General features: G+C 63.7%; 20 protein-coding genes. 8 read left to right on the top strand and 12 right to left on the bottom strand.

The genetic code is table 11. From position 1 onward, the window contains the following. Nucleotides 1-71 precede the first annotated feature (71 nt). The gene (locus ACN0YJ_RS06175; RefSeq protein ID WP_417489992.1) at nucleotides 72-698 is read left to right on the top strand and encodes a S24 family peptidase; all 627 of its coding nucleotides are present in this window, start codon (nucleotides 72-74) and stop codon (nucleotides 696-698) included. 15 nt (nucleotides 699-713) lie between these two features. Here ACN0YJ_RS06175 and ACN0YJ_RS06170 read toward each other — a convergent pair whose 3' ends face one another. Then, on the bottom strand, nucleotides 714-1,478 hold the full coding sequence (locus ACN0YJ_RS06170; protein ID WP_417495651.1) for a hypothetical protein: 765 nt from the start codon (nucleotides 1,476-1,478) through the stop codon (nucleotides 714-716). Nucleotides 1,479-1,637: 159 nt separating this feature from the next. Here ACN0YJ_RS06170 and ACN0YJ_RS06165 point away from each other — a divergent pair, with 159 nt between their 5' ends. Beyond that, nucleotides 1,638-3,017: a cytochrome P450 gene (locus ACN0YJ_RS06165; protein WP_417495650.1), complete on the top strand. Its 1,380-nt coding sequence runs from the start codon at nucleotides 1,638-1,640 to the stop codon at nucleotides 3,015-3,017. A 100-nt stretch (nucleotides 3,018-3,117) separates the two neighbouring features. Here the strand turns inward: ACN0YJ_RS06165 and ACN0YJ_RS06160 are convergent, their stop codons facing one another. The 5 genes from ACN0YJ_RS06160 to ACN0YJ_RS06140 form a co-directional block, all read right to left on the bottom strand. Further along, nucleotides 3,118-3,342, bottom strand: a complete 225-nt coding sequence (locus ACN0YJ_RS06160) for a helix-turn-helix transcriptional regulator (protein ID WP_417477755.1) — start codon at nucleotides 3,340-3,342, stop codon at nucleotides 3,118-3,120. Nucleotides 3,343-3,345: 3 nt separating this feature from the next. Beyond that, complete coding sequence (locus tag ACN0YJ_RS06155; protein ID WP_417477756.1) at nucleotides 3,346-3,780, bottom strand: hypothetical protein; 435 nt, start codon at nucleotides 3,778-3,780, stop codon at nucleotides 3,346-3,348. Further along, nucleotides 3,780-4,214, bottom strand: coding sequence for a hypothetical protein (locus ACN0YJ_RS06150; RefSeq protein ID WP_417477757.1), 435 nt, complete (start codon nucleotides 4,212-4,214; stop codon nucleotides 3,780-3,782). Before ACN0YJ_RS06150 ends, ACN0YJ_RS06155 begins: the two co-directional genes overlap by 1 nt. A gap of 363 nt (nucleotides 4,215-4,577) precedes the next feature. Next, complete coding sequence (locus ACN0YJ_RS06145; protein WP_417495649.1) at nucleotides 4,578-6,167, bottom strand: lysine--tRNA ligase; 1,590 nt, start codon at nucleotides 6,165-6,167, stop codon at nucleotides 4,578-4,580. 81 nt (nucleotides 6,168-6,248) lie between these two features. Further along, nucleotides 6,249-6,695, bottom strand: a complete 447-nt coding sequence (locus tag ACN0YJ_RS06140) for an ABA4-like family protein (protein WP_417495648.1) — start codon at nucleotides 6,693-6,695, stop codon at nucleotides 6,249-6,251. 819 nt (nucleotides 6,696-7,514) lie between these two features. On the opposite strand from ACN0YJ_RS06140, the gene ACN0YJ_RS06135 reads away from it, so the two are divergent. From ACN0YJ_RS06135 to ACN0YJ_RS06120, 4 genes are read left to right on the top strand one after another with little or no spacing between them, the layout of a single operon-like run. Further along, the gene (locus ACN0YJ_RS06135; RefSeq protein ID WP_417495647.1) at nucleotides 7,515-8,159 is read left to right on the top strand and encodes a TetR/AcrR family transcriptional regulator; all 645 of its coding nucleotides are present in this window, start codon (nucleotides 7,515-7,517) and stop codon (nucleotides 8,157-8,159) included. Next, a complete protein-coding gene (locus ACN0YJ_RS06130) occupies nucleotides 8,156-9,097 on the top strand; it encodes an HlyD family secretion protein (protein ID WP_417489920.1) in 942 nt (313 codons plus the stop codon). Before ACN0YJ_RS06135 ends, ACN0YJ_RS06130 begins: the two co-directional genes overlap by 4 nt. Before the next feature lies 1 nt (nucleotide 9,098). After that, nucleotides 9,099-10,025, top strand: coding sequence for an ABC transporter ATP-binding protein (locus ACN0YJ_RS06125; protein ID WP_417495646.1), 927 nt, complete (start codon nucleotides 9,099-9,101; stop codon nucleotides 10,023-10,025). Then, a complete protein-coding gene (locus tag ACN0YJ_RS06120) occupies nucleotides 10,022-11,137 on the top strand; it encodes an ABC transporter permease (protein ID WP_417495645.1) in 1,116 nt (371 codons plus the stop codon). The genes ACN0YJ_RS06125 and ACN0YJ_RS06120 overlap by 4 nt, the downstream gene beginning before the upstream one ends. On the opposite strand, the gene ACN0YJ_RS06115 is transcribed toward ACN0YJ_RS06120, so the two are convergent. The 5 genes from ACN0YJ_RS06115 to ACN0YJ_RS06095 form a co-directional block, all read right to left on the bottom strand. After that, on the bottom strand, nucleotides 11,134-11,334 hold the full coding sequence (locus tag ACN0YJ_RS06115; RefSeq protein WP_417495644.1) for a helix-turn-helix transcriptional regulator: 201 nt from the start codon (nucleotides 11,332-11,334) through the stop codon (nucleotides 11,134-11,136). The genes ACN0YJ_RS06120 and ACN0YJ_RS06115 overlap by 4 nt on opposite strands. Next, on the bottom strand, nucleotides 11,331-11,942 hold the full coding sequence (locus ACN0YJ_RS06110; RefSeq protein WP_417495643.1) for a hypothetical protein: 612 nt from the start codon (nucleotides 11,940-11,942) through the stop codon (nucleotides 11,331-11,333). Before ACN0YJ_RS06110 ends, ACN0YJ_RS06115 begins: the two co-directional genes overlap by 4 nt. Next, the gene (locus tag ACN0YJ_RS06105) at nucleotides 11,936-12,184 is read right to left on the bottom strand and encodes a hypothetical protein (RefSeq protein ID WP_417495642.1); all 249 of its coding nucleotides are present in this window, start codon (nucleotides 12,182-12,184) and stop codon (nucleotides 11,936-11,938) included. Before ACN0YJ_RS06105 ends, ACN0YJ_RS06110 begins: the two co-directional genes overlap by 7 nt. Nucleotide 12,185: 1 nt before the next feature. Beyond that, nucleotides 12,186-12,449 (bottom strand): hypothetical protein, encoded by a 264-nt coding sequence (locus ACN0YJ_RS06100; protein WP_417495641.1) that lies wholly within the window; start codon nucleotides 12,447-12,449, stop codon nucleotides 12,186-12,188. A gap of 94 nt (nucleotides 12,450-12,543) precedes the next feature. After that, a complete protein-coding gene (locus ACN0YJ_RS06095) occupies nucleotides 12,544-13,002 on the bottom strand; it encodes a hypothetical protein (RefSeq protein WP_417495640.1) in 459 nt (152 codons plus the stop codon). 212 nt (nucleotides 13,003-13,214) lie between these two features. On the opposite strand from ACN0YJ_RS06095, the gene ACN0YJ_RS06090 reads away from it, so the two are divergent. Continuing rightward, a complete protein-coding gene (locus tag ACN0YJ_RS06090; RefSeq protein WP_417495639.1) occupies nucleotides 13,215-13,703 on the top strand; it encodes a SixA phosphatase family protein in 489 nt (162 codons plus the stop codon). Nucleotides 13,704-13,774: 71 nt separating this feature from the next. Next, complete coding sequence (locus ACN0YJ_RS06085) at nucleotides 13,775-15,379, top strand: glycosyltransferase (RefSeq protein WP_417495638.1); 1,605 nt, start codon at nucleotides 13,775-13,777, stop codon at nucleotides 15,377-15,379. Nucleotides 15,380-15,478: 99 nt separating this feature from the next. Here ACN0YJ_RS06085 and ACN0YJ_RS06080 read toward each other — a convergent pair whose 3' ends face one another. Further along, nucleotides 15,479-17,395, bottom strand: coding sequence for an alpha/beta hydrolase family protein (locus tag ACN0YJ_RS06080; RefSeq protein WP_417495637.1), 1,917 nt, complete (start codon nucleotides 17,393-17,395; stop codon nucleotides 15,479-15,481). Nucleotides 17,396-17,429: the final 34 nt, after the last annotated feature.

The following is a 17,429-nucleotide window of genomic DNA, read 5'->3' as shown; positions in this document are numbered from 1 at the left end:
ACCGGCGCAAGCCTGTCTGGCGACGGGGGATATTTTCCTATAGCTTTCCCGCCTTCCAAGGACGCATCGCCATGTTTACGCACGACCAGATCTGGCGCGGGATTGACCGTCTCGCCGCCCATGCCCAGACCAGCCCGTCCGGGTTGGCGCGGCGCGCCGGACTGGATTCGACCACGTTCAACCCGTCCAAACGCGTTTCAGCCGATGGCAGCAAACTGCGCTGGCCCTCGACGGAGAGCCTGACCAAGGCGCTGAGCGCTGCCAATCTCGGTTTCGCCGATTTCGCGGCCCTGGTCAGCGGCGAGGGCCGGACGCAATCCCTGCCGGCGCTCGATCTGGCCGATGGTGACCGCGCCGCCGCCTTTGATGCGGTCGGCCTGCCGACCGGCGCGAGCTGGCGCCGCGTGCCCTTCCCCGATCTCGGAACAAGCGAGGCCTTCGCGCTGACCGTCGAGGGCGAGGCGATGCTGCCGCTCTACCGGCCCGGTGACCGGCTGATCATCGCACCCGACGACAAGCCGCGCCGGGGCGACCGTGTCATGGTGAAGACCCGGGATGGCGAAATTTGCGGCTGGGAGCTGGGTCGCAGTACGGTGCAGGATGTGGTGCTCAAACCGCTCAACCCGGCCGGGCCGGAACGGATCGTCAAGCTCGTCGAGATCGCCTGGATCGCCCGTATCGTCTGGGCCAGCCAATAGGCCTGGCGCTCAGCCCTATTGCGTCATGCGCTCAATCGCCCAGGCCGTGGCCGCCTCGCGATCATCCCTGAGCGCGTGCAATTGTGCGGCATTGTCCAGCAGGCCGGCTTCAAAGGCGTCGCGCGGTTGCAGCTCCAGCGCGAGCTCGACCTGTTCCCAGGCCATTGCGGTACGGTCACGATCATCCAGTGCGATCAGGCCAAGCGCGAGGAAATAGCGCAGCGCCGGATTATAGGGGTCGAGGGCAATCGCCTGGCTGTAATAGCCGGTGCCGGCTTCAACCGAAGCGCCGAGCATCTCCATGCCCCGCGCACCGCCGCGCCGGGCCACTTCGAGATTCCAGGCCCCGAGCGTGCCCAGCGCCCAGACATTGCCCGGGTCTTCCATCACCACGGATTCCAGCAAGGCCCGCCCGCGTTGCGGGACGCGCAGGAAGAGCGCGCGCATGGTTCCGGTATATCGCCCCTGATAGCCCAGCGAGATCGCCAGCCTCAGGCGCGCCTCGGCGCTCTCATTGTCTTCGCGATAGGCGGCCTCGGCGAGACTGACGGCCTGGCGTGTCACGCCCTGGCGGTCGGCGGTGTCGGGCTCGACCATCAGCTGCGCTACGAGGGCGCGGGCGGCATAGGCATAGCCCTCGGCACCACCGGACATTTCTGCCTGGGTGGCCGCTTCCTCCCAGCGCCCGCCGGCATAGGCCTCGCGTGCCTGGTCCATATCGGCCCGGGCCAGCGGGGTGAGCAAAAGAAGGAGGAGGATCAGTGCGGTGAAAAATCTCATCCGCCCAGGTTAGATCAGTTGCGTTACCGAATGAAGCGGGAGTTTTGCGCCGGCGCTGGTGCGGAGCGGAGCGCCATGCCGCGACCATTTGCGCCTTGGCCATCGAAGCGAGAACAGGCAGGGTCTGCGGCGTGGGGCATGGTCGGCGGGAGCGAAGACATGAGCAGTAGCGAAGCCTTTCAGCCGCCCAAGCCACCCTATGCCAATTACAGCCAGACCGGCCGTCTGACCGTGTCCGACTACTGGACCTATTTCCGGGCAATGGGCCGCAATCCACTCGAGATCTGGGGCGAGCATCATTTCGAGTTTCTCGTCGCCCCTTTCCGCTTTCTCGGCCGCAACAGCCTGTTGATCAATGACCCGGGCGCGATCCATCACTGCTTCGTCACCAATGCCGCCAATTACCGCATGAACCCGGTGCGTCAGGCGGTGTTGAAACCCTTTCTGCGCGACGGGCTGCTGACGGCCGAGGGGGAAGTGTGGAAGACGGCGCGCCATGCCGTCGCCCCCGTTTTCACCCCGCGCCGCGTCAATGCCTTCGCGCCCAAGATCCGCACCGTCTGCGATGAGGCGGCCGAGGCTTTCCTTGCCGTCGACGGGCGCACGATCTCGCTGTCCGATGCGATGGTCGATCTGACACTGGACGTGTTGATCGAGACCCTGTTCTCCGGCGATGAAGCGCTCGACAAGACCCGCTTCAGCGCCGCGATCTGCCGCCTGATCGAGATCACCGGAATCCCCCACCCCTTCGATCTGATGGGGGTGCCAGGCTGGATACCGCGGATCGGGCATGGTGGTGCGCGACGCGTGATCGCCGATCTGCGCCGCCAGGTCGCCCATGTCGCCGCGACACGCCGGGCCGGCCCCGATGCCGAGACAGCGGGCCGCACGCCTGACTTCCTCGACCTTCTGCTCGGCGCCGGGCTCGACGAGACCGCGATTGTCGACAATCTCCTCACCTTTCTCGCCGCCGGTCACGAGACCACAGCCCGCTCGCTGAGCTGGACGCTCTATCTCCTCTCCCAGTCACCCGATGTGCTGGAACGGCTCGAGGCCGAGATCGACGCTGCGCCGCTCGACACCACGGACCCGGCCAACTGGATGGAGGCCCCGCCGTGGACGACGGCGATCATCAAGGAAAGCCTGCGCCTCTACCCGTCTGCCCCGATCCTGTCGCGCACCTCGATTGACGCCGATACGGTCGCCGGGCTGGCGGTGGCGCCTGATACCGATGTCCTGGTCTCCACCTGGCTGCTGCACCGCCAGCGGGATTTCTGGCCGCAGCCCGACGCTTTCGTGCCCGAACGCTTTTTCGGCGACGCCGCCAACACCATCCCGCGCCACGCCTGGCTGCCCTTCGGCCTCGGCCCGCGGGTCTGTATCGGCGCCCGCTTCGCGATGATGGAGATGGTGATCGTGCTCGCCTGCCTGCTGCGCAAGCTTCGCTTCGAATTTACCGGCGACCGCCACCCCGTGCCGGTGATGCGCATCACGCTGCAGCCGGACACGGAGGTGCCGATGCGGGTCAAGCGGCGCTAGAGTCTTTTCATTTCAATCACGGTCAATGAAAACGCTCTAAGTTTTTGTTTTGTCGCATTTTCGAACCGCAAAACCGGTACCCACTTTTGCTGAAAATGCTCTAGGTTCCGCCGTCGGGATACTGGAACACCTCGTCAAGGCCGGTGCCGAACGCGTGGGCAATCTTGAAGGCAACCTCGAGCGAGGGCGAATACTTGCCCTGCTCGATGGCGAGAATGGTCTGACGGGTGACGCCCGTCCGCTTTGCCAGCTCGGCCTGGGTCATCTCCCCGGCCTGGAAGCGCAGCGTGCGGATCTGGTTGATGATAGGTGTCGGTTTGGCCATGGCTCACACACCTCCGCGATAGGTCAGGAATTTGACCACCGTACTGACCAGACCGGCCAGCATAGCGCCGACGAATAATGTGTTCGCGGCCCAGAACGGGTCGAACTCGAGAACCAGCAGCATCAGGGCGATGAAGGCCACGGCATGCATGGCGTGGCCGCCCCAGGCATCGCCGCGCCGCTCGGCCGCACGGTCGCGCTCATCATCCACCACGCCAGCCTCCTCCAGCTCTTCCCGGCTGGCGATGGCGCCCCGGACGCTGTCGGCAATCAGGGTGACCACGAAGATCAGCACCGCAATCACCATCGCCCCTTTCCAGGAGACCTCATCGAGCGGCTGGCTGGTGACCTGTGGCACGACGCGTATGAGATACCAGACCAGCGCCAGGACCGTGCCGAGCGCGGCCGAACCGTTCAGTTTTTCCAGAAAGCCGGGCATCACACACCCCTCCGATAGCCGATCAACTTGGAAACGCCTTTGACCAGCTCGCTGGCGACAAGGCCGGCCAGGACCAGGTTGGCGATCAGATAATAGGGCTGGGCGGTCATCGCCGAGGCCATGGCCGCGAGCGCGAACAGGGCCAGAACCAGGCCGCCACGCTGGTCGCCGCGCATCTCGACCAGCTTGTCACGCTCATCGGCGGCCTCTTCGGCCTCCGAAGGCGAAGCGATGGCGAGCGCGATATGGGCGATAATCGAAGCGATGATGACGGCGCCCACCGTCACCAGCATCTTGGCATTGGTCAGCGCGAGCGCCTCCTCCGGGGACACGCCCCCGCCGATCAACACATTCGCGGTGCTGGCGAAATACCAGGCATAGACGCCACCGGTCAGAACCAGCATGGCGATATTGCTTTTCTCGTGAAATCCCATGTCAAACTCTCCATTCTTTATGTCTGATATTTTCGACATTGGGAGATGTAAGGCGAAGCGGACTTAGTGTCAAATTTTTTTTACAACCACGGTGTGACGAGATCAGCCATGATGTCCGAAATTATGGACAGTCATCTCGTAAAACCCTGTGGACACTGCGGAGTGCAGAAAAATCAGGCGTGACGCGACCGGATTTCGGGCTGGGGGCGTTGAAGCCGGGAGAAGCGGGCCCCGTCCCCCCTGTCTTGGGTTCCGTCTCTCACGTCCCATGCCGGACAGGATGCAGGGCGGCGCCCCGCCCCGAGCGCGCGCCCTGCATCCATTTCCGGCACCTGACATTGACCGGTGGCCAATCCGGCCCGATCAACCGGCCGCGAGCAAATCCCCGGCCAGGCCCTTCTCGATCAGGGCCACGGTTTCGGTGACGCCGTAAATCGCCACAAACGATCCAAAGCGCGGCCCTTGCGACTGGCCGAGCAGGATCTCGTACAATGACTTGAACCAATCTCGCAGATTTTCATATTCCGCAGCCTTGCCGGCGGCATAGACCTCGTTCTGGATCGTCTCGCCATCGCGGCAATCAGCGCCGAGGGCTTCAAGCCGTTCGATCAGATCCTGCATCGCTGCGCATTCGCGGTCATCGGCGGCACGGAAAGACTTGGTCGGCTCGACGAAATCCTGGAAATACTTCACCGCAAACCCGGCCAGCTGATCCAGCATGGGATGAGTCTCCGGTGAGGCGCCGTCGCAATAGCGGCCGATAAAGCCCCACATCACATCGGTATTATGCGCACTCGCGGCGGAAGCCAGATTGAGCATCAGGGCAAAGCTGATCGGCAGGGTATCGGCCGGCGGATTGCCGTTATGGATATGCCAGACCGGGTTTTCCAGACGCTGCGCCGGCGTCTGGCCGGGCCAGGCCGCCAGATGCTGCATATATTCGTCGACCGCCTTGGGAATGACGTCAAAGAACAGGCGCTTGGCCGTCTTCGGCTTGACGAAATTGTAATAGGTCAGGCTTTCCTGCGGCGCATATTTCAACCAGTCCTCGACGGAGAGCCCATTGCCCTTCGACTTGGAGATTTTCTCGCCGGCCTGGTCGAGAAACAACTCATAGACAAATTGCGTCGGCGGCTCGGCGCCGAGGATGCGGCAGATGCGCGAATAGACCGGCGCATTGGTCTGGTGATCCTTGCCGAACATCTCGAAATCAACGCCCAGCGCAGCCCAACGCATGCCGAAATCGGGCTTCCATTGCAGCTTCACCGCGCCGCCCTTGACCGAGAGTGTCGTCTCGGTGCCGTCCTCATCGTCAAAGGTGATCGTGCCGGCCTTCGCGTCGATCGACTTCATCGGCACATAGAGCACACGGCCGGTTTTCGGCGAGATAGGCAAAAACGGCGAATAGGTCGCCTGGCGCTCGGCCCCCAGCGTCGGGAGCATCACTTTCATGATGTCCTCATAGCGCTCCAGCGCCCGCACCAGCATGGCGTCATAGGCGCCGGACTTGTAGAGCGCCGTCGCGGATTCAAACTCGTAGTGGAAGCCGAAACTGTCGAGGAAAGCCCGCAGGCGCGCATTCATGTGGGCGCCATAACTGTCATGTGTGCCAAAGGGATCGGGCACCACGGTCAGCGGCATTTGCAGATAATTGGCCAGCATGTCCTGATTGGGCAGATTGTCCGGAATCTTGCGCATCCCGTCCATATCATCGGAGACGCAGATCATCCGCGTCTCATGCTTGCCCTCGGTCAGCGCAATAAAGGCCTGACGCACCATCGTCGTGCGCACCACTTCGCCAAACGTGCCCATATGCGGCAGCCCCGACGGCCCGTAACCGGTCTCGAACACCACCGGTTTGTCGCCCAGCCCGGCCTGCTCGATCCGCTTGAGCAGAAGACGCGCCTGTTCAAACGGCCAGGCTTTTGCGTTGAGGGCGAGTTGGGCGGTCATGGGGGCTGCTTTCGGTGGAGTGTTGAAAGCCTGCGAGGTAGGCCCTGCGGGTTTGGGCGTCAAGCGGCGCGGGCTTGGGGGCTAATCCTCCGCCAGCCCCCAGCCGCCCTTGCCGGTCAGCTTGCGGCCGGTGAGGTAGATCGCCAGACCGACTGGGCCGAACATCAGCGTGAAGAACAGACTCGGGGCCATCAGCCAGTAGGCGACACCGCGGCGCGCCGCGTCGCGGCTGATCCAGGCGCCGATGAAGAGGTCGAAGACAAGATAATGGGTCCAGCCCGTCAGGGCGCCAACCGGGTGGGAAAACAGGGCCATCACGCCGGCGAGGGTCGAGAAGCCGGCGCCATCGCTGGCCTGGCCGAAGAATATCCCCGCCGAGAGAAAGCCGAGATAGGTCGCACCCAGCAGGAGCGGGAGAAAGGCTGTGTGCACCAGCCGCTGCGTCCAGCTCCAGCGCGGTGCGAACAGCAGCAGGGCCCAGGCCGGGAAAATGACCAGGTGCAGGGCGAGATAGAGGGTTTCATACATGGCGGATCTCCTTGGACGCGATGGAGCCTGTGGCGAGGGGCGGCGTCAAGGTTTGTGGTTTGGTGGCCAGACACAAGGGTGTGGTTGAGGCGGCACCCGCAAACGCCGGCGCGAGGCCATCACCAGCTCCGCCCCGGGCTGCGCCCGGCGCACCTCTTCCATCAAGGAAGAGGAGGGTGTTTGATCTGACCGGCCTCGATTATCGCCCTCCTCTTCCTTGATGGAAGAGGTGGCCGCGAAGCGGTCGGAGCTGGTGAGGATGACGGGCGCGACGGTTAGCGATTGGTGACTTATCCCCCACGCCCGACAACTATCCCACGTCATCCTGACGAACGTCAGGACCTCGACGTGACAAGTGCGGAGCCCGGTCGATCGAGGTCCTGACGGTCGTCAGGATGACGATAGATCATCAAACTTATCCCCGCCCCCTCCGGCCGCGCTTATGCTTCAGCTGTTCCGGTCGCACGGGAGGCGTGAGCTCAGTCATTTGCGGCGGTCGGGAGCGTGGAGCTCGTCCGGACAGAGGGGTGACAGCCCGAGTCCCGGCGTGGCCACCGGAGCGGAAGGCGGCATAAAGCTCGACCGTTACTCCACTCCGGTTTCGAGGCGGGGGCCGCAAGGCGTCCGAGTAAATCTCCACGTGTGGGACGTCCCGGATGTCACACTCACTAACCATAGCGCTTAACGGCATTCGCCGGCGTCCCACACACCTCCCACAACGAGGTGACCTGCTCAAACCTCCAGCGGCCCGCCGCGTGGAGATTTTGCCGCAACCACCAACGCTTGTTACTGACTGACCGGTCAGTTATATAATGCGGCATGAACCGTACGCCCAGCCATCGACGTCAACCCGAAGCCCGCCCGGAGCAAATCCTCGAAGCGGCGCTGACCGTGTTCGGCGAACAGGGTTTCGCCGCAGCCCGTGTCGAGGAAATCGCCAGACGCGCCGGCCTGTCCAAGGGCACGCTCTATCTCTATTTTCCGTCCAAGGAAGCCATGCTCAATGCGCTCATCGAGCAATCGGCAGGAGCCTTGGCACGCTCGGTCGAGCAGCATGTTGCCCGCAGCGCCGCGCAGGATCCCGAGGCAGCATTGCGCGGACTGCTGCGCATCCTGTTCACGGCCGTCTCCTCGCCGACGATTTCCGCCGCGCCGCGCCTGGTCCTCACCGAAGCGCATCGCTTTCCGGAACTGGCCGCCTTCTATCGCAGCCATGTGCTCGACATCGTGCGCCGTTCGATGCGGGCACTGCTGGCGGCGGGCAAGGCCGGGGGCGTGTTGCGCGATGTCGATGCCGATGCCTTCATGCGCGTCGTCGGCGGCGCGGGCATCGCCCATATGGTCCTGACCAATATCTTCGATCTGCACCCCGAAACGCTGACCGATCCGGCCGACCTCGCCGATGCCATCGCCGACATCCTGCTTTACGGCCTCAAGCCACGCCTGGAGAGTGAGCCCTCATGACCCGTTTCATCGCCCCCGCCCTGGTTATCGCCGTCCTGCTCGGAGCCTGTTCACCGCCGGTCGAGAGCGGATTGCATGGCTATGCCGAAGGCGATTTCATCGCGCTCGCGCCGGACATGACCGGGCGGATCATCGAAACCGGCCTGCGCGAGGGCGATCCGGTCAGCGCCGGCGCCTTCGCTTTCCGTCTCGACGATACCGATGCCCGCGCTGCGCTCGCGGCCGCCCAGGCCCAGCTCGCCGTCGCAACCGCCCAGTTCGATGATGCCGCCGCCGGCGCGCGGGCCCCGGAGATCGGTGCCGCGCGCGACCAACTCGCCCAGGCCAATGCCGCCCGGATGCTGGCCAATGAAGACCTCGTGCGGGCTCGCGAATTGTTTGCCCAGGGCCATGTCAGCCAGGCCCGGATCGACCAGGCGCAGACCACAGCCGATGCTGCCAACGCCCAGGTCAGCGAGATGCGCCAGCGCCTCAACCTGGTGCAATTGCCGGCCCGTGAAAACCAGTTGCGCGCCCTGCAGGCCGGCATCGCCGCGGCGCAAGCGGCGGTCGACCGCGCTGAGTTTGTGCTGTCCCAGCGCGCCGTCACCGTGCCGGCCGATGGCCGGGTTGAACGCCAGATCCGCTATTTGGGCGAGCAGGCCAGCCCGGCCCTGCCGGTCTACACGCTCCTGCCCGACGGCGCAGTGCATGCCGTGGTGCTCATCCCGGAAGCCAAGCTGGCAGCCACGCCCGTCGGCACCCGCCTCGCCATATCCTGCGACAGTTGCGGCAGCGGCCTGATGGCGACCATCACCCGGATCGATGACGAGGCCCAATTCACCGCGCCCTTTATCTATTCCGACAGCGAGCGCTCGCGCCTGGTCTATCGCGCCGAAGCCCGGTTCGACGCCAACCCACCGCCGCCGGGAACGCCCTTGCGTCTTGAGGTCCGCTAACATGGATGGCGAACTCGTCATCGATGTCCACGGGCTGACCAAGAGTTTCGGCGACACACGCGTGGTCGATGATTTCTCGATCCAGGTCCCCAGGGGCGCGATCTACGGCTTTCTCGGCCCCAATGGCTCGGGCAAGACGACGACGATCCGGCTGATGTGCGGCCTGCTCAAACCCGATGGCGGCGGCGGCACGGCGCTGGGCTATGATATCCGCACCCAGAGCCGCGAGATCAAATCGCGCGTCGGCTATATGACGCAGAAATTTTCCCTCTATGGCGATCTCACCGTGAAGGAAAACCTGGAATTCATGGCCCGCCTGCACGCCGTGCCGAACCAGAAACAAACCGTCCAGGCGACGATGGAAGAATACGATCTCGAACCGCGCGCCCGGCAATTGGCCGGCAATCTCTCCGGCGGCTGGAAACAACGCCTGGCGCTGGCGGCAACGACCATGCACAAGCCCGGCCTGTTAATGCTCGATGAGCCAACCGCCGGTGTCGATCCCAAGGCGCGGCGCGATTTCTGGGACCGGATCCGGCGGCTGTCGCAATCGGGCGTCACGGTATTGGTCTCGACCCATTACATGGACGAAGCCGTGCAGTGCGATTCCATCGCCTATATCGCCTATGGCAAGAAGCTGATCGATGCGCCGTCTGCCGATATTGCCGGTATTGCCGGCCTCATCACCTGGCGTATTGAGGGCAAGGGCCTCCAGCCCGTCTATGACGCCCTGGAACACGCCCCCGGCGTCGACCAGATCGCGCGTTTCGGCTCGGCCCTGCATGTATCGGGACGCGATGAGGCGGCCTTGCAGCGGGCGATTGCGCCCTGGCGTGAACGCAGCGAATTCGAGGTCTCAAAGGCCAAGACGGGGCTTGAGGAAGCCTTCATTTGGTTGATGACCGGTGCCCAGGACAATTTCCAATGAACCGGTTCGCCTCGCTCAATCGCATCATCGCCATCCTGCGCAAGGAATTCATCCAGATGACGCGCGACCGGCTGACCTTCGGCATGATGGTCGGCATCCCGGTGATGCAGCTTCTCCTGTTCGGCTATGCCATCAATACCGATGCGCGCCATTTGCCCACCCTGGTGGAAATGGGCGATAGCGGTCCGGCCAGCCGCGCCATTCTGCAGGCGATGGAGACCTCGGAATTCTTTGACATCACCGGCCTCGCCGCCTCACCGGAGGAGGCCGACATCGCCCTGCGCGATGGCACCGCCTCCTTCGTGGTGACGATCCCGCAGAATTTCGAACGCGATCTGGCGCGTGGTGAACGGCCGCAAATCCTGCTCGACACCGACGGCGCCGACCCGGTCGCGGCCAGTGCCGGCAGCGGCGCCTTCGCCAGCATTGTCCAGCGGGCACTGGTGCCGTATCTGGGCGAAATGACGCCGCCCGTCGAGACCGTCATCCATCGCCGCTACAACCCGGCTGGCCGCACCGCGCTCAACATTGTCCCCGGCCTTCTGGGCACCATCCTGACCCTGACCATGGCGATGATGACCTCGATCTCGCTGACCCGCGAGGCCGAACGCGGCACGCTGGAAGCCCTGCTCTCGACGCCAACCGAGGCTTTCGAGGTGATGATCGGAAAGATCACGCCCTATGTCTTTGTCGGATCCCTGCAGGTCGCCATCATGCTGGCCGGTGCGCGCTATCTGTTCGGCGTTCCCTTCCTGGGCAGTCCGCTCGCCTTCGTCATCGCCAGCGCGCTCTTCATCGTCGTCAACCTAGCCCTGGGTTTCCTGTTCTCGACGGTGGCGCGCAGCCAGATGCAGGCGATGCAGCTGACCATGTTCCTCTTCATGCCGTCCTTTTTGCTGTCCGGCTTCATGTTCCCCTTCGCCGCCATGCCGCACTGGGCCCAGGCGCTCGGTCAACTCATCCCGACGACCCATTATATCCGGGTGGTCAGGGCGGTCATGCTCAAGGGTGCCGACTTGCCCGACGTCTGGCCGAGCATCTGGCCGCTGATCGTGATGTGCATCGTCATCGCGATGATCGCAATCCGGCGCTACCGGCGCACGCTGGACTAGGGCGCGTGTTCATCATCGAAGATGTCTTCAATCTTCAGTTTGAACAGGCGGCCAATCTTGAAAGCGAGCGGCAGGGACGGATCATACTTGCCGGTTTCGAGCGCGTTGACAGTCTGGCGCGAGACATCGAGATGGTCGGCCAGGGCCTGCTGGCTCCAGCCCAGCTCGGCCCTGAGCTCGCGCAGACGATTCCTCATGCTTTACGCCCGCCAAGGACTTGCAGCGCCGCACCATAGACAAGGGCAAAACCGGGTAGGAGCAGAAAGCCCGGAAACTCCGGCAGGCCGAGCAACCGGGCGAACAGGCCCCAGATCGTCGCCAGCACCAGCACCGCTCCGGCTCCCAGGGCGATCGCGCGGATCCGCAACGCCCGCATCATCTCGTCCGACGCCTGGATCATCGCGGCGAATATCCAGGCCCAGCCTGCCAGGGCGAGCGCCGGCAGAGCGACCAGAGCTATGCGCAAAACCGGGTGCGTGGTGTGATCCAGCCAGTGCAACGCCAGGACCAGACTCAGCACATAGGCGAGGATCACCAAGGTCTGGCGCAGGATGAAGCGGCCAAATGCGCGTTCGGTCGCATTGCGCGTGGCTCGGTTGGCACGCCATAACCGCCCAACCCAAACTGCCAGCGATACGGCGCAGACGAGCGTAGCAAGCAACGGCCAGACCAAGCTCTGCGACCGCACGAAGAGCTGGGCCGCCACTACCAGGCTGATGACCCATATCAGCAGGAGGACGGTCTGAAGATTTGTGGACGGGGCGCGATGCCCTTGATCGGCTTTATCCGGCATCTCTGTCACCAATCTGTCCGCCGGAAATGCTCGTGCCACAATCGCGTCAGCACGATCTGGAGCGCGATTCCCCCCCATACGACAAGTATCAGCGAGATTGCCAGAACCAGTTTATCCACACCTGCAACCGGTTCGGCTAGATTGTCTGCAAGCACAATGCCGCCAAAGGAGAGTGACAGGACCAGCGCCGTGATCGTGGCATCCCTCAAGCCGTGAGGCGTGGCGGGGTCTTCTTGAATTTCGATCTCGCGCATATCAGGCGCCCTCCACCTTGCGTGAATCAGGCTTGCGCCCGCGCATACGATCCCAGATCGCCCTGCGTTTCGCGAAAATCGTCCATCCGCCGAGAATGGCGCCGACCCAGACCAAGGCCTCGGTCGCAAGCGCAGCAACGGTTACCGCGAGGGTAAAAATCGCCAGGCTATCCGTTGTGAGTTTGGCGATCACGACACCGGCCCAGGCTCCGACAAAAAATAGAAGCGCGATCCCGATCGTGATTTTTCGCAGTACAGGCCCCATGACAAACACCTCCATGTAAAGGGTACTTGTCATATACATGTAAAGGAAGCTTGTCGTCAAGCGTCGAGCAACCCGACCTGGGCGGGATGGGGCTTCAGCCCTCCTGACTGGCCTGGTAGCAATGTTCCACGAAGCGGTTCCAACCCTTTTGGGTCTGGCTTTCAACGGCCCAGTTGAAGCCGGCAATGGGATGGGGCCAATAGACTTGCCGGGCACGACCGGCCGGCATTTCGGCTTCAAAACAGATCGCGGCCGGATGGATGTCGGGAGCGCTGGCGAGCGTTCCGGTCGAACGTTTGCCCTCGGAGGTGAAGGACCAGAAGCCGATATGGCCATCATCGCCCGGCCCGAACAGCGCGCGCTCGGAATAGGTCTTGGCCGTCTCGGTGTCGCCGATCACCCAATGCGCCTGCAATTCGACGAACTTGTCGTCGAGCACGCGCTCGAAGCTGCGCGTGCAACGGGTTGGGCCCATGACCGAGGCCGAGCTCGACACCCAGCGCCCCAGCAAAGGCTGAAACAGGCCCAGCTTTCCCCTGCCCTTTTTCCACATTGGCGACGCCCTCCGATCAAGTGGGCCAAGAGTGCTGGCAAACCCGGCCCGTGGCAAACCGCGCCGGCATCGCCCAACAACAACAGCGCGGCTCGCCTGCCCGGTTCAAATGCCGGACGAAACACACTAGGACTGGGTGCGCTTGGCGGGCAGCGACGACAGGGTCCCGCCGTGGGCACACAACATTTTGAACCTGGACAGGGCAGGCCTTGATGGACCGGATTTTGATATTGATGCGTCACGCCAAGGCCGTCGACCGGCTTGAGGCCGATGACGACTTCCAGCGCGGACTGACACCGCGCGGGCATGAGGACAGCCGCAAGGCCGGTGCCGGGCTCGCAGCTCTGGGGCTGAAGGCCGAACGGGCGCTGGTTTCACCAGCCTGGCGGACGCGTCAGACCTTCGACCATCTCGCCCCCTTGCTCGGCCAACCGCAGATCGACGACCCGATGGCGCTTTACCATGCCAGTACCGAAATGCTGGAACGTGCGGCGCTCGGCGCTTTCCAGGACGTGTCACAGATTGTGATGGTCGGGCATAATCCCGGGATTGGCGGATTGGCACACAAGCTGGCCGCGCGCTGCGGTGTCCGCGAGGCCCTGCCGATGGGCTATCCTACTGCAACAGTCTCGGTTTTCGCCCTCGCCGATGCCAGCCTCGACGCCCCGACCCTGATTGAGGTTTTCACCCCGTCGGACTAACGCCCGGAAAGAGGGCGATTGACTCCCGCAAAAGTTGCGTCTTGTATGGCAACGACCAAAATGCAACTTCTATGGGTGACGTCATGGATGAGGGCCAGACCGGTCGCTCCGGCTTCCGCCCGGCGGTATCAAACGCGGCGGGAGACGGCGACCCGCACCAAACCGCAACGCCCGACATCCTTGCCCGCCTGTGGGCGAACGATGCGGCCGAGGGTCTGGCCCGGCGCACACCCGGGTTCAGCGCCCGCACCGGTCTTTCCATCTCCCGACGCAGCGCACTGATGATCGGGCTCGGCCTGCTGCTCCTGACAGTGGCCGGCTGGGCGAGCGGGCAGGTCAATCTCCTGGCCGGACTGGCGGGTTTGCTGTTCTCCTGCCTGATCGGCCTGCGGCTTCTGGCCTGTCTGTTGCCGCCCGCCTGGGCCCGACGCCGTGCGCTTCCCGTCTGCGCCCTGCCCCGGGTCAGTGTCATCATCGCGCTTTATCGCGAACGCGCTATCCTGCCCGTCTTGATCTCGGCCCTGGAGGCGATCGACTATCCCGCCGACCGGTTGGAAATACGGCTGGCGCTCGAGGCCGATGACCAAGAGACAATCGCCGCAGCTCAGGCGCTCAGCCTTGATCACAAATACCGCATCGTGCTCGTCCCCGAGGGCGGGCCGCGGACCAAGCCACGCGCCCTCAATTATGCCCTGCGCTTCTGTTCCGGCGAGATTGTCACCATTCATGACGCCGAGGACCGGCCGCACCCGCAGCAATTGCGCATTGCGGCCGAAAGCTTCGCCGCAGCAGGTCCGGAACTGGCCTGCCTGCAAGCCCCGCTCAACTGGTTCAATCGAGGCGAATGCTGGCTGACACGGCAGTTTGCCCTGGAATATGCGGCGCATTTCCACGCCTTGCTGCCCCTCTATGCGCGACTGGGCTGGCCTTTGCCGCTGGGCGGGACAAGCAATCATTTCCGCACCGCCGCCCTGCGCCGGGCTGGCGGCTGGGACGCCTGGAATGTCACCGAGGATGCCGATCTGGGTTTTCGCCTGCACGCGCTGGGCTATCGCTGTGATGTGATCGCGCCGCTCACTCTGGAGGAGGCTCCGACGCGCATCTGGCCATGGGTTTGCCAACGGACGCGCTGGCTCAAGGGCTATGCCCAGACACTGGCCGTACACGCTCGACTGGCAGGCCTGCCGCCGCGGCAGCAAAACCGTATCGCCCTGACCCTGACGCTCGGTGCTGCGCTGATCTCTGCCGTGGCGCACGCGCCGCTCGCCGCGACCTGCCTGCTTGCCCTGTGCACCGGCCCGGACGTGAACGGTGCTCATCTTCTCTATGGCGGGTTTCTTGCGGCCGGGTATGGCGCGTCCGCGGCGACCGCAGCGATCGGCATGCGGCGTGCGGGGCTGGCGGTGCGCTGTACCGACCTGCTCATGATGCCAATCTATTGGCCACTACAGAGCTGGGCTGCAGTGCGCGCCCTGTACCAGCTCGCGACCAGACCCTATTTCTGGGACAAGACTGAACACGGCCTCAGCACATTCACGGACACGGCATGTATCTCTCACTCACCGCCACACTCACCATCTTCGGCGGTTGCGTCGCAGTTTTCCTGCTCGCACGCTGGCGCTCCGGACAACCGGTCCGACCCGAACGCGGTCCACGCCTCATCCCCTGGACCCTGATCGCGATCCTGGCCGCCGCGTTCGGCGTCATCATGATCGCCCACCTGGCCGAGCTGGCCGGACTGGATCTGAGCCAGTTGCGGCGACGCTGAGCGTTGATCAATGGGCCGGAAAATGCGCGTCGAGGAAGGCCTGGCTTTCGCGCAGCAAAGTGGTGCGCGCCTCGGGCGTGCCCAGATAATGATCGGCATCCGGCAAGGTGACGAACCGAACGCTGTCCCGGCCCTCCATTGCATTGCGCAACAGGCGCAACTGCCCATAGGGAACGGTCGTGTCGTCCTCCCCATGCAGGATCAGCAGCGGCATGGTGAGCTCGTCCACGCGAGCAACCGGCGTGATTGTAGCCTGCTCGTCACGATCTCCGAACCGATCACCCATATATTGCTCCCAATATCGCAGGGTGGTTTGCCAGCGGGTGCGGCTGCCGAGGAAGGCGAAGGGATCCGTCACACCGGCGAAAGAGACGGCACAGGCGACATTGTCGGCGTCGCGCAACGCCGTCATCAGTGCCGCATAGCCGCCATAACTGGCGCCGACGACACAGTACTGCCCCGGCCGGACACGGCCGGTTTCCTGTAGATTGTGGGCCCCTTCGATGATGTCATCGATCATCCGTGACCCGAAGCCGCCATAGCCGGCGCGTTCAAATGCATGGCCATAGCCGGTCGAACCCCGGAAATTGGGCTGAAAGACCGCATAGCCTCTCGCGGCATAGAAAGCGGCCCACCAGTCATACTCCGCCGTATCACGGGCACGCGGTCCGCCGTGTGGCATCACGATCAGCGCGGGCGGAGCATCCCCCTCGGCGAATCCGGGCGGCAGGGTCAGATAAGCCGGGACCACAAGACCGTCTGATGCGGTAAATTCCAGATACTCGCGCGAACCAGGAGCCTGACCCTCGGGCAGCACGGTCTCGACATCCAGCAAGCCGAGCCCGCCGGTATTGAGGTCGAGCAGATAATAATTCGCCGGCTGGCCGGCATCGCGCCCTTCGACGACGAGCTTGGTCCGGTCAGGCGTCCAGGTGGAAATAACAACCGAATCCTCGGTCAGAATCTGTTTCAGTTCCGCATGAAGGGAAGCGAGCTCCGGATCGATGAATATCTGGCGGGGCAGGTCGTCTGTATAGCGGAAACCGACAACTTCGCTGGCATAATAATCGACGATAGCGCTCATCTGCGACACGTCTTCCCCGCCGACATCGAACGCACTGAGCGCGCCTGTCTCGATGTCCAGCCGCCGCAGACCGGTTCCGGGAATCCGGATCACGACGGCCTCGCCATGATCCATGACGCCATAAACCTGTGGCTGGTTTGCCGGAAAGATGCCCGAGTAGATCGCGGAGTTCTGCGCCGCGTCAGGTCTGTGCACGGAGTACTGCCCGGTCTGGTCAAACCGCCGGACATCCACGACCACCTCGCCCTCGGGGTCGAGAAGATAGCCGATGGTCGAGCCGTTCGACACTTCCATACGACGGACACGACGGCCATTCTCCAGATTCATTTCATATACCACGGTGCCGCTGTCATCTCGTCCGCCAATGCGCGAGCCGGATCCCGCACGGGTGTCGAGCGCGAATGTAATCTCCATGGCGACGCGCCCCTCGGCCCCCACCATCGGTGAAACCAGGCGTGAATTGACCAGCAGCATCTCCGAATGCCCGGTCGCCATCGAATAGGCGACAGGCTGGGTCAAGGTCCGCGTCCGCAAGCCGTCCTGCGTCGGAAAGGTCTGAACCGTATCGACATAATAGATGAGATACTCGTTGCCCGGCCAATCAAAGGTCGACATCTCGCCGCCATCCGGCGCCGGAATCACGATTGGCGCCGCACCGCCGACCAGGTCGTAAATGCAGATATCGCGCACGCCGCGCGGACTGCAGCCGGTGGCCAGATGCGTACCGTCGGGAGAAAGGTCGGCCGCCCATATCCGCGGCATGGCGGCATAGGTTTCCACCTGCGCCACCCCGTGACCAGAGAAGAGCATGATCACGAAAAGTCCCAGAAATACGCGCATGGATATCCCCCACCGATCGGCGACGACCCCCTCG

This window comes from Maricaulis sp., from assembly GCF_048270095.1.
Classification (GTDB): Bacteria; Pseudomonadota; Alphaproteobacteria; order Caulobacterales; family Maricaulaceae; genus Maricaulis.
This window is presented reverse-complemented; position numbering and strand designations above follow the sequence as displayed.